11 protein-coding genes are annotated in these 11,848 nt (G+C 35.5%); 5 read left to right on the forward strand and 6 right to left on the reverse strand.

Annotated elements, in window-relative coordinates; all coding sequences use genetic code 11:
- Nucleotides 1-113 precede the first annotated feature (113 nt).
- The 4 genes from M3212_RS20370 to M3212_RS20385 all read right to left on the reverse strand — a co-directional run bounded on the left by M3212_RS20370 (nucleotide 114) and on the right by M3212_RS20385 (nucleotide 4,977).
- The gene (locus tag M3212_RS20370; RefSeq protein ID WP_251195774.1) at nucleotides 114-824 is read right to left on the reverse strand and encodes a hypothetical protein; all 711 of its coding nucleotides are present in this window, start codon (nucleotides 822-824) and stop codon (nucleotides 114-116) included.
- Nucleotides 825-836: 12 nt separating this feature from the next.
- The gene (locus M3212_RS20375) at nucleotides 837-1,226 is read right to left on the reverse strand and encodes a hypothetical protein (protein WP_251195775.1); all 390 of its coding nucleotides are present in this window, start codon (nucleotides 1,224-1,226) and stop codon (nucleotides 837-839) included.
- Between the two features lie 130 nt (nucleotides 1,227-1,356).
- Entirely contained in the window at nucleotides 1,357-4,314 is a 2,958-nt protein-coding gene (locus tag M3212_RS20380) for a Tn3 family transposase (protein ID WP_251195776.1), read from the reverse strand.
- 48 nt (nucleotides 4,315-4,362) lie between these two features.
- Nucleotides 4,363-4,977, reverse strand: a complete 615-nt coding sequence (locus tag M3212_RS20385; RefSeq protein WP_251195777.1) for a recombinase family protein — start codon at nucleotides 4,975-4,977, stop codon at nucleotides 4,363-4,365.
- 380 nt (nucleotides 4,978-5,357) lie between these two features.
- Between M3212_RS20385 and M3212_RS20390 the strand changes: the two genes are divergently transcribed.
- From M3212_RS20390 to M3212_RS20405, 4 genes are all read left to right on the forward strand, one after another.
- On the forward strand, nucleotides 5,358-5,603 hold the full coding sequence (locus tag M3212_RS20390; RefSeq protein WP_251195778.1) for a hypothetical protein: 246 nt from the start codon (nucleotides 5,358-5,360) through the stop codon (nucleotides 5,601-5,603).
- 524 nt (nucleotides 5,604-6,127) lie between these two features.
- Entirely contained in the window at nucleotides 6,128-6,394 is a 267-nt protein-coding gene (locus M3212_RS20395; protein ID WP_251195779.1) for a hypothetical protein, read from the forward strand.
- Between the two features lie 201 nt (nucleotides 6,395-6,595).
- Entirely contained in the window at nucleotides 6,596-7,105 is a 510-nt protein-coding gene (locus tag M3212_RS20400) for a methyltransferase family protein (protein ID WP_251195780.1), read from the forward strand.
- Nucleotides 7,106-7,385: 280 nt separating this feature from the next.
- Nucleotides 7,386-7,769 carry a hypothetical protein gene (locus tag M3212_RS20405; RefSeq protein ID WP_251195781.1) on the forward strand — a complete coding sequence of 128 codons (384 nt, stop codon included), beginning with the start codon at nucleotides 7,386-7,388 and terminating at the stop codon, nucleotides 7,767-7,769.
- 245 nt (nucleotides 7,770-8,014) lie between these two features.
- On the opposite strand, the gene M3212_RS20410 is transcribed toward M3212_RS20405, so the two are convergent.
- Nucleotides 8,015-9,940: a heavy metal translocating P-type ATPase gene (locus M3212_RS20410; protein ID WP_251195782.1), complete on the reverse strand. Its 1,926-nt coding sequence runs from the start codon at nucleotides 9,938-9,940 to the stop codon at nucleotides 8,015-8,017.
- A 278-nt stretch (nucleotides 9,941-10,218) separates the two neighbouring features.
- Complete coding sequence (locus tag M3212_RS20415) at nucleotides 10,219-10,545, reverse strand: ArsR/SmtB family transcription factor (protein ID WP_251195783.1); 327 nt, start codon at nucleotides 10,543-10,545, stop codon at nucleotides 10,219-10,221.
- Between the two features lie 199 nt (nucleotides 10,546-10,744).
- On the opposite strand from M3212_RS20415, the gene M3212_RS20420 reads away from it, so the two are divergent.
- Nucleotides 10,745-11,467: a ZIP family metal transporter gene (locus M3212_RS20420; protein ID WP_251195784.1), complete on the forward strand. Its 723-nt coding sequence runs from the start codon at nucleotides 10,745-10,747 to the stop codon at nucleotides 11,465-11,467.
- The last annotated feature ends 381 nt before the right edge of the window (nucleotides 11,468-11,848 follow it).

Here is an 11,848-nt window from a genome sequence, read left to right on the forward strand (position 1 = left end):
TTAGTATTCGTTTTATATTTACACTAGCCTTTGTAGAATTATAAGCAAAAAGAAAAAGACAAGAATTTTTGAGATTCAAGTCTCTGATAGGCGTGATAAAATATTTTATGCATTTACTTTTCCTTTACTTCTATCCAAAAAGGAAAAGCAATTATTTGTTCTGCAAATTTAAATTCAACCCATAGTTTGAAAAAACCGCTATCTATAAATTGAGCAACAAATACTGTTTCATGATCTGAATTAGGATGCACATGAATGAATTGCTTTACTTCATCATCAATGATTACTACATGTCCAAGAGCCCCTAGATAAGGTTCAGGTTTCTCACCTTTGAGATCGAAATGAAGTGTAACATCTTCTCCGATTTTCAATGGATCGTGAGTCATTTCAACTATCTTCCCACTAATTTCCTTTATTTTTTCTTTGTTAGGAATTAGATTCATTTCATTATGACATAAATGAGTATGATTAAGTATATTGCCCTCTATTGCATTCGGTTCAATTAGATAATGTTTCCCTTTCGGATTTATATCAACAAAAGCCTTATAAGATGTAAGATCACGAAGAGGGAGCGTTACTTCATACGTATACAAATCAATTTGCTCAGGATGTAAATGATAAAACTCTTGCAAATCATCACTGACGACGATCAGGTGCATATATTTCTCATGTGTTTGTAAAAGCACTGGTGGATTCCCATCTTGATCTTCTAAATGAATTTTTATAATAGATTCTTGATACGTAATGGTTGTAATAATATCACTTTCGGTTGCACCCATGTACGTATTATGTTGCATTTCATGGTGTTGATGATGTTGTTCCATTTAATTATCCTCCTATCTCTGTGGATGACTTTTTTTTCTGAAAAATACTTCTTGTTCCCAACCACTAAACGGATGAGAGCGGTTTTTCGTAGGTCCCGGTTGAATTCTTGGTGCGTGTCTAGGCTTATCATCTTGTGTCGCAGCCTTTTGTAATAATTGTTCAAGCGGCTGCCATTTTTTGAGTAATAGAACAACCAAGAATAACGCTACCCCTGTTGCTCCATACACGACCCACGGCAAATAACTAACTTCTGTTCCGATTTGAAGTAATTGACCACCAATTAAGTTTCCAACAGCTTCACCTAAGCCTGACATCACATTCGCCAATCCAAAGAAGAGACCGATCAATCCTGCTGTCGATAACTGTGAAATTGTACTATCAATAGTTGGTAAGATAAGCATTTCACCTACAACAAAGATGGCACCACTTAAAACAGGGGTACTACCAACAAAAAGCGGAAAACATACGCTAAGCAAAATTCGTCATAAAAAAAGCCGATTTTCCTACGCTAAGGAATTTTCAGCTTTTATTTTATTGGTTGAGAGGACGTAGTGAGTCTAAGCTTCTTATTTTCGCCATATCAAAGGTGTATTCACCAAGAAAATTGATATGTTCCCATCCTAGTGGGGATATATGTTTTAATAAGTCCTCTCGTAAATTTCCTTTTTCCTTTAACAGTTTAGTTGCCTCAGTTAGATATACGGTATTCCATACGCTAATTGCGTTAATTATAATGTTTAATGCACTTGCGCGTTGCAACTGATCCTGTAAACCCCTTTCCCGTAATTCACCTCGTTTTCCAAAAAACAATGCTCTTGCCAAACCGTTCATGGCTTCCCCTTTATTTAGTCCTCGCTGGATACGTCTACGTAGTGTCTCACTAGATATGTAATCCAAGATAAAAATAGTTTTTTCAATTCTGCCCATTTCTCGTAAAGCAGTGGCTAATTTGTTTTGCCTTGCATATGAACCTAATTTTCCCATAATAAGTGAACCAGATACTTTTCCCTCTCTAATAGAATGGGCTAATCGAAGTACATCATCAAAGTTTTCCAGAATAACCTTTGTGTTAATCCGTCCACGAAGTAAGTTTTCCAATTTAGGAAAATCACTTGGCTTTTGAATTGTGTAAAGTTTAGCGTCAGCTAAATCACGAAGTCTCGGTGCAAATCGAAAACCTAATAAATGACTCAAACCGAAAACCTGATCGGTATAACCTGCTGTATCAGTATAATGCTCCTCAATATTTAACTCCGTCTCATGATGAAGTAACCCATCGATTACATGTACAGCATCTCTTGCGTTCGTATTAATGACCTTCGTATAAAAAGAAGAGAATTGATCACTTGTAAACCGATACATGGTTGCACCTTTACCTGTGCCGTAATGAGGATTTGCTTCGGCGTGCAAAGATGATACACCAACCTGTACTCGCATTCCGTCAGATGAAGATGTGGTACCATCACCCCAATATGAAGCTAGAGTTAATTTTTTCTGGAAATTTACCAATGTGGCTTGCGTCCGACTGATAGCATCATCATACAAACGCCATTGGGCAGCATTAGCCATTTGGTGATAAGAAATTCCAGGGGTAGCATCTGCCATTTTAGTCAAACCGATGTTTGTTCCCATTGCCATAAGTGCAGCCATCAAAATGGGTTTTTCCTCTCCTTTTGGTGGTCGATTGGTGGAAGCATGTACTAACATTTTATCAAATCCTGTCCAGTGGGCTACCTCCATTAAAAGATCAGTAAGCTTTATCTTTGGCAACATATTATACAAGGATAAACTAAAGTTTCGTGCTTCTTCTGGAGTATCTTTTTCTAACCGATCCAGTCTAAGTTTAGATTTTTCGATGTTTACTCCTTCAAGATCATCAAGATTATTTGATATCCATGTGAGTCGTTGAGTTAGTGTTTTTCTTTGTTCTCCAAGGTATTCTTCTGCCGAGGAACGAACTGCTAACTTAGTTTCTTCGAGATTTGTTGTTGTCCAGTCCTCTTTAGTAACAAGGTACTCTTCAAAGTCTTTATGTAACCTACTACCAACAACATATACGTCTCCTGAACGTATATGATTTTTCAATTCCGTTAAGGCAGCCATTTCATAATAATGTCGATTTATTGCTCCTTCTTCATCATAGACATGCTTCTGCCAACGTTTTGGAACAAAATCTAATGGAGCTCCATCTGGTACTTTTCTTTTTCCGGTTTCATTCATTTCTTTCAATGTTTCCAAAGCACATATTAGTGGTTCTGATGCTTTTGTAGAACGAAACTCTAAAGATTTAAGAAGGGCAGGAGTATACTTTCTTAGATAGGTGAATCGATTTCCAAGCAAATCAAGATAATCATAATCCATTGGTCGAGCTAATTTTTTTGCTTCTTCAACGGAGGTAATGATTTTATCCCATGGCATTACTTTTTCAATGGTGCTAAATGGATCAAGATCTTCATTTCGCGCTTGAATAAGTGCAGCTCCAATATCTGCAAAGTGAATAACTTTTTCATTAACTGCTTTTCCATTTTCCCTTTGCATTTCTTCTTGTGTTTTGCGACCTTTTGATTGTAAAATCATCATTTGCCTATCATGAATTTCAATTGCTTGGTCAATTAAGTCTTGGCTGAGTGTTACAAGGTATGCTACCAGAATGGCGTATTTCTTATTATCTTTAAATCTACGAAATGAATGAGGTTCATAACGTGCCCCAATACGTGATAATTGAAGCAATCGATTGGGATGCACTTCTTGTATAATCATTGGAAGTTTTAAGTCTCTGATATATTCCAAACGCTTAATTACTTTTAAAAAGGCATCGGGTGACGATTGGCCAGGAAGTTCCCTTAACCATGCTAATGGAGTTTTCCTGTTTTCAACAAAGGGATCGATAAGTGTATCCAGTTTTTGCTTTTGCCAGTTTGAAAGAGATTTGATTAAAAATTTGAATGTTTTTTCCTCTGCTCTCCGACGGGTTTCCCAAACAAGTCTCTCTATGGTAGTTATACCGGGAAGTATTATTTTCTGATTCCGTAATTTTTCTTGAACTGTATGAAGCAGGTACATAGCATTTCCATTTTGCAAGGCGTGTTGCAATACAAAGTGTGCAGTTTTACGATACTTACTTGCAGAGAAATTCTGATAACCATATACTTGTCGAATTTCTTCCAAATGTTCATGCTTGGTTGGATCTCGTTTGGCATATAAAGAAAAAGAATTTGGGTCAGTATCTATTTGTTTTGCTATATATTGAATTACATAGTCCGGTATAGGTTCAACATACGAGAGAGACCATCCAGGATATCGTAAAACGCATAATTGGACAGCAAACCCCAAACGGTTATGGTCTCTTCTGTGTCGATTAATTATTTCAAGATCATGTTGCGAAAAAGTATAATAGATTTCTAATTCACGTTCGGTCATACCCATTGGTATTCGTACAAATTCTGCTCTTTGATCTGCTGTAAGTAATTCTTTTCCCCTTGAGCCCATTTCGTACCACCCTTTCATAAATAAGGCTAATTATTTTTTAAAGAGAGATTAAACTTCCGCAGCATCCTCTTCCACTTGCTTAACAAGTTTATAAAATGTCGTTTTTTTTACATCTGCTTGTTGCATTGCACTTGTTGCCGTAATATTACCTTTTTTCCATTCGTGATAAGCATCCATAAACACATCTGTAATCTGTGCTTTAGGACGACCAAAGGTTTTGCCTTGCTTCTTCGCTACATCAATTCCCTCACGCTGTCGCTTTCGTATTCGATCCCGTTCCTCTTGTGCCATCCAAGAGAGGATTTGCAAGACAAGGTCGGCTATGAAGGTTCCCATACTGTCTTTATATTGCGTGGTATCAAGAAGGGGCATGTCCATAACAACTATGTCAGCCTGAAGTTCCTTAGTAATGGCATTCCACTCCTGTACGATTTCCTCTTTATTCCGGCCAAAGCGATCAAGGGAATGAATATACAGCACATCCCCTGGACGGAGAATTCGTTTTAAAAGCTGATATTGTTCTCTGTGGAAATCTTTCCCACTCACCTTATCCATAAAAATGTCACGATTATTAATCCCTTTTTCCCTCATTGCAATAATTTGGCGATCTTCATTCTGGTCTTTGCTGCTTACCCGAATGTAACCGTACTTCCGTTTTTCCATATTAAAAATATTCACTCTTTCTGTTGGTTTTTCTTCCCGTATTATACTATATTTCGTTCGCAAAAGTATATGTAAATCGACGAACGTCCGTAAATGTTTTTACGATGTTTACGAACTGGGAATTTTAATATTTATTGGAGGTTATAATCCGTTCGTAAATGTGTACTTTTATAAACTATCACCTTATCTTATGTTGTATTTGTCAACTCAAAATCCAGCATTTTAATAGTGGCATCATCTTTTGTTTCCAGTTTGTAATACTTTGTTAATAAATAAGAGCCTTTGTAGAATGTATAGAATTTTTGAAGTCACTATGTAAAATAGGTTAAAAGTTAATATGTTTGATAATGTTACTTAAATTCTTGATTTAGGAGGCTTTTGTGAAGAACTTATATATAGTTTTCTTTATGATGTATTTATTGATTTTGACTGGATGTAACCATGGGGAAAGTCCTGATAGTGTTGTAAATCCAGAGATATATAATCGATCATTTGATCCCCAAGTAATAGCACCTGGTAACGAAAGCGATTATAAAATTTCATTGAAAATGGATGAAAACGAAACTTTTCATGTAAGCACATCCATTCAAATTAAAAAACTTCAGATGAAAAATGGGACAAACTAGTCTTTTATTTTATCCCAAATATGTTTACGGAAGAGAATTCTCCCTCACTAACAATTCCTTCTACCGTAGACATAAAGGAAGTAATCGTTGATGAAGTTGTGGCTTTGAAATAAAGTTGCGATGTTTATAAAAAAGACACGATGTTTAAAACAAAGTCGCGATATTTATAAAAAAAGTTGCGAAGTTATACCCCTTTGGATACGCTTAGACTTAAGGGTTTTTATAAAAAATCAGTATTCAGCAAACGGGCCATTATCTGGAATAAATTGAATAGGATTGTTAAAATGAAGAGTGGTAAAAAATTATCAAACTGAAGTGTGATAATAGTACAACTTTTAATAGGGGATAGTTAAATTACGACTCATGGTACCCTTTCTCAAGGAGCCTTGAGTTTCGGAATCAATTGATATTGTTTAGTAAAAATATTTTATAGTCTTGCTTTTCTCAAGAAGAAAACGTATTATATATGAATATATGCCCATATAGGGAATTTGAAAATGGGTATAGTTATGGAGGTTAGATGATTGAAGAAAATGAACACATTCATTTATCTGATTGCCAAAATAAAGGAAGTTTTAAAGGATCACCCTGGTGTAGTTGATGTCCACGATCTCCATGTTTGGAGTATTTCTTCTTCGCAAGACTCGTTAACTTGTCACTTGCTAATTGATGATGAAGCGTCCTCCCAACAGATCTTGAAAACAGCGATTGAACAAATTGTAATGCAATTTTCGATTCAGCATACAACCATTCAAGTAGAGACCTCTGACTTTCAACATACAGAACACTAAGTTTTACACTAATAGGATCACTGTTTTTGCTGAGTTAGTGAAGCAACTTCTTTTCCAAACGAAAAAGTTCATCCTCTCTGCGATGTAGTCCACTTTTGTTGTGGAGCATTTTTTGTGAATCGATCGGAATAAGGTAAGCGAGAATATTGGCCAAGTTTTTCTCTTAAATTCCTCACACTTCAATCAAAAAGGACTGATATAATGAAGAAAATTTCTTATTTCGCACAGTTAAAATCCATTCTTGTACCTGTTACTGTCACTATTCTTATTCCTTTTGTAATCCTTTATTTTTCAAAGAGTATACGATTGGAATGGGGAATGGGAGTAATTACGGTAATCGGTATGCTGCTGATACTAGTGGGGTTAGCTTTATTGATCACCACGATTACACTTTTTGCTCAGATTGGTAAAGGCACATTAGCCCCTTGGGACCCTACACAAAAATTAGTTGTTCTAGGTCCATATCGATATGTTAGGAATCCGATGATCTGTGGTGTTTTATTTATATTACTAGGGGAAACAGTCTTATTTGGTTCTTTCTATTTACTTTTATGGTTTGCTTACTTTTGGTCTCGTTACGATAGACATTTTCTTTTGCGTGAAGAACCTCAATTACTACAAAGATTTGGAAAAGAGTATCAAATATATCGTGAAAATGTTCCCATGTGGGTCCCTCGAATAACGCCATGGAAGCCTGAAGGAGATCGGTAAGCATCAATTAATCCAAACCTTCAATTTGGTTATGGGCATCTATTTGTGTATTCAGCATTATAATTATTTTTGAGAGAGTTTTTTAGTACCTATACTGAATTTCGTATTTTTCAATGTTCAGCAAACGGGCGCGATTGCTGGCAGATCGCAGCTGGGAAATGATCGAACTTTTTTATAAAAGATGTGTAATAATTCACAAAGGGAGAATCCGTTTTGATCAATCTTTTTTTTAAAACGGATTCTCTTTATTTTCCCTGAAATAAGGTTTTGCAAGATACTTTTGATCGAACCTTATTCCCAATCAACAGAAGTAGATATTAATTACACATTAGAAACAGATACTTTGGAACTTGAACTAATGGATAGTGTTGATCCTGATGGAGAGGCCATCGTTGATATTTCGTATTCATTTACACTTCCAACAGAGGGATTAAGATTCACGAAGGAGGACCAAAGTTCTTATATTTACGGAAAGTCTACTGCCATGCTGGATCAGCTATTTCAAGCAAACGGTGGATTAGATAAGGCAGAGGGATTTCTAAAAAACTTTTTCAAGTATTATCGATATAAAGAGGTTAACACAGAGGAATTTATACGGTATTTAAAATATTATTTGGAAATTGAAGATGATTCTGCTTTTGAGGGCTGGATAAACATGGACTAAACCAAGTGAGTAACCCGACAAAAGCTGGAGATAACTTTAAACGCTTACCTATTGCTAACGATTGTTGAAGAACAGTAAACAACTATTTTTGAAACAGCCGCATTTTTCAACGGAAGAATGCGGCTTTAAGCTATTAAAAATAAACATCTTTATTTTTATTGAATGAACAACTACCCCAAGATTTAACAATCAAATAAAATAAATTAAATTTGAAGTTCATCCTGTTAATGAATTTAATTCACAGATTAGTTAGACGTTAATAACCGAAGTCCATTTAGTATAACGACTAAAGTACTTCCTTCATGAACAATTACACTGATTGCTATATCAGTTAACCCTAAAGAACTAACAACAATTAAAAATCCAACAACGACCATTGAAAATATAATATTTTGCCAAATAACACGGTTCATTTTTGAGGAAACTTTATGGGATTTTACTAATTTAGATATATCGTTCTGCATTAAAACCAAATCAGATACGTCTACTGCAACATCAGTACCATCTCCCATAGCAATTCCGACATCTGCATTTACAAGGGCTGGTGCATCATTCACACCATCTCCCGCCATTGCTGTTACTCCATACTTTTCTTTTTGCTGATTTATAATATTAGATTTATCCTCAGGCATTACATTAGCGATAACTTCGTCAAGACCCAACTGCTCGGCAACAGCTTTCCCTGTCATCTCAGAGTCACCAGTAATCAAAGTGGTGTGTATACCAAGTTTCTTAAAATAATCAATGGTGGATTTCGCTTGTTCTCGCGGCACATCCATAAGGGCTATCAGCCCAATTACTATTTCATCTTCTGCTACGTACACAACAGTGTTTCCTTCTGAAGCCCACTCATTATTTAAACGGATATACTCCTCGGAGACATCATCAAAAGAAGTGGGTTTACCTATCCGATAATTTTTCCCGTTATATTCTCCTGTTAGACCTTTCCCAATCTCGTTGGTAACTTCGATGTTAATTCTATTATTTGCTTCAAATTTCTTTAAAATTGCATTTGCTAGTGGATGGTTTGATTCTTTTTCAAGAGCCACTATGATATCAATGATATTCTCTTCATTCACAGAATCAGCAAAGTAATAATTTGTTACTTCAGGTTTTCCGTTAGTAAGGGTTCCTGTTTTATCGAAGGCAATTGCATCTATATCCGCTAATTGCGATAGGTACGTACTTCCTTTTGAAAGCACACCTTGTTTAGCAAGGTTAGATGTTGTTGACAAAGTCACTGAAACAGTACTTGCTGCAAGGGCACAAGGGGAGGCTGCAACCAAGAGGACTAAACCTCTGTAAATACTTTGTGACCATGTCCAATCAAATAGAAAAGGGGCTAGTAAAATCACTAATGGTATTACAATCAATACTAAATTAACATATTTAGGCTCAAACCTTTGTATAATACTTGCAGCTTTTGTTTGATTATCTTGGTTTTGATTAACTAGTTGTAAAATTTTTGAGAAGACCGTATCTTTACTTTCTTTTGTGACTTCCATTGTAAATGTACCAGTGCCATTAATCGTACTCCCAAAAACTCCGTCTCCTTTAGTTTTCTCTCTGGGTATGCTTTCACCGTTAATAGAAGCTTCATCAATGGAGGTTGTGCCAGATAGAATAACTCCATCAATCGGTACTTGGTCACCGTTTAATACCTGGAGTTGATCTCCAACCTTTAATTCATTCACGTCAACGATTTCTGTATCCCCGTTGGGCATAATCCGTCTAGCTGTCGTCGGACTCATTTCGAGCAACTTAGTAATTTCTCTTTTACTTCTTCCTTCAGCGTAATCTTCGAGAAAATGGGCACCAGAAAAAATAAGAATCAATAGTGTTCCTTCCCAGAAATTTCCCATTAGAGATGCTCCAATTGCTGCCAGCCCCATTAGAATATGAGAGTTAGGGGTGAATCGTTTTTTTATTTTTGTATTTTCAATCGTCTCTCCAATCCCTTCAAGGATGACTACGTGGTAACCAGCGGTAATTGTGGCGATTGAAAATAAGATGTTCTTTAATAATAAACTTTCATCATCTAAAAATAGCGCAATAATAGCCAAAACTAGGCCGATGAAATATAAAATGACTGGCATTTTTCCATGATCATGATTATGTCCATGGTCGTGGCTATGACCTTCTTGTGATTGATGCTCTTTAATCTCTTTCATTTCATCACCTTCCTAAAAATCTAATATCGAATTCCTATACATCCATTTTTTATAGCATATAGCTAAACCATTGATTGTTCACATTCTAATCCACATTTACTTACATAGTTAGTAACGCCGACTATTGTTGAGGGAACTACCAATTACTTCAACTATCAGGTAATCCATATTATCATGATCCTCGTCAGATATCATGTCCTAATCAGACACCCTCGCTTTAAAACCATGTACTCCCTACATTCCTGACTACAATCTGAAAACTTTTGCATTAGCAAATTCTAATGATGACAAGCATGTTCAATTGTTTGTTTCAGCATATTCATTACATGTTCATCATCATGCGAGTAATATAATGTTGTTCCTTCCCTACGATATTTCAATAAACGTGAATTTTTTAAAGAACGCAATTGATGTGAAACGGTCGATTGCTTTAGATGTAGGTTTTCTGCAATTTCATTCACAGATAGGTCTCTATCGAACAATAAGTTAAGGATACGTATTCTCGTTGGATCTCCTAGCACTTTAAAAATTTGAGATACTATAAATAATGTTTCTTCATCCAAGTCCCTTTTGTCTATTTCTGACAGTTCCTTGTTATTTTCCATAGATCATTCCCCTTTTTAAAGATTAAGCTTGGAAAAGTTATGTGAACTTCATATAATATGATCATATGAATGTATTAGCATATGTTCATATTATATACCCGTTAAAATCGATTGTCAAACCCCACGTAACTAAAATAGAATATTATTTTTGTCCGGTAGAACATAAACTAAAAAGACAACCTTATAAAGGAGCGATTCTATGGCGATGACTTGGATGATTAGTGCGTTTGCCTCCGCACTTGGTATTAGTGTGGGTGGCGGAATAGCCTGGATAATGAAAGGATTACAGCACGGATTCAGCTTTATCTATTCGTTGTGTGCCGGATTTATAGTAGGATTGTTATTCCTGGAAATGATCCCAGAAAATGTTGAGTTAGGTGGCTTTGTCAATCTCGTTCTTGGGGTTTCAGTTGGCGTCATCCTATTCCAATACATTCATCAACTAATGGATAAAGTTACAATTATCACAGCTAGTCATCAAAAGGATATTTTTGTTCGTTCAGGAGTGCTTTTAACTTTCAGCATTGCTATTCACAATTTCCCCGTTGGTATTGCACTTGGTCCGACGCTAGGTACAGAGATGGGAGAACTATTGCTCACAACATTAGTCTTACATAATATACCAGAAGGAATAATTATTTTTACTCCCCTATTTCTTGCAGGATTTGGCATACTTACTTATGTGTTTATCACGACAATTATTACATTTCCAATTGCTTTGGGAACATTGCTTGGGCAAATTTTTAATATAGGATCTCCTTCCTTGTTAGCTTTTATGATAAACCTTTCTATTGCTATTATTTTTATGGTTGCAATAAAAGAGATTTTTGGGGAAGCAGTTAGAAATTCAAGTTTATTGTATTCTTTCTTAATTGGAATATTTGGTTTTGGTGTTATGTATTTATATTTAAATTCATTATAAAAATATAGTACACCAGAGGAAAAAGGTGGATCATTGTTCCGTTTGTGACTTGTTACATATATCGTCATGCTAGAAAATGAATCATTTTCTAGCACGTAGTCTCTATCCAGTTAATATGGTGGTTAAATAACCATTAAGATTTGGATGATTTTATTGATGCCCTTTTGCTTTTAAGTATCGCAGCTTATAAATCTTTTAAAAAATAAAAGAGGTGACGACTTTGTATTGGATTATTATACTCACTCTTAGTATAGATCATTAGCTTTGCATAAAGTTATTAAAAATTTGTCAAGTAGTTTCGAGTAGAAATTTATGGTTTCAAGACATAAAAAAACTCCTTATAATTAGGTTTGGTAGTTCTGTCCAAATCCAAATTAAAAG

Source organism: Halalkalibacter oceani, from assembly GCF_023715705.1.
GTDB lineage: Bacteria > Bacillota > Bacilli > Bacillales > Bacillaceae_D > Halalkalibacter > Halalkalibacter oceani_A.

What these genes read in the sequence shown, in the direction of transcription:
- M3212_RS20400 (WP_251195780.1), top strand. Translation starts at nt 6,596, where the DNA reads ATGAAGAAAATTTCTTATTTCGCACAGTTAAAATCCATTCTTGTACCT.
- M3212_RS20410 (WP_251195782.1), bottom strand. Translation starts at nt 9,940, where the DNA reads ATGAAAGAGATTAAAGAGCATCAATCACAAGAAGGTCATAGCCACGAC.
- M3212_RS20385 (WP_251195777.1), bottom strand. Translation starts at nt 4,977, where the DNA reads ATGGAAAAACGGAAGTACGGTTACATTCGGGTAAGCAGCAAAGACCAG.
- M3212_RS20375 (WP_251195775.1), bottom strand. Translation starts at nt 1,226, where the DNA reads ATGCTTATCTTACCAACTATTGATAGTACAATTTCACAGTTATCGACA.
- M3212_RS20370 (WP_251195774.1), bottom strand. Translation starts at nt 824, where the DNA reads ATGGAACAACATCATCAACACCATGAAATGCAACATAATACGTACATG.
- M3212_RS20415 (WP_251195783.1), bottom strand. Translation starts at nt 10,545, where the DNA reads ATGGAAAATAACAAGGAACTGTCAGAAATAGACAAAAGGGACTTGGAT.
- M3212_RS20380 (WP_251195776.1), bottom strand. Translation starts at nt 4,314, where the DNA reads ATGGGCTCAAGGGGAAAAGAATTACTTACAGCAGATCAAAGAGCAGAA.
- M3212_RS20420 (WP_251195784.1), top strand. Translation starts at nt 10,745, where the DNA reads ATGGCGATGACTTGGATGATTAGTGCGTTTGCCTCCGCACTTGGTATT.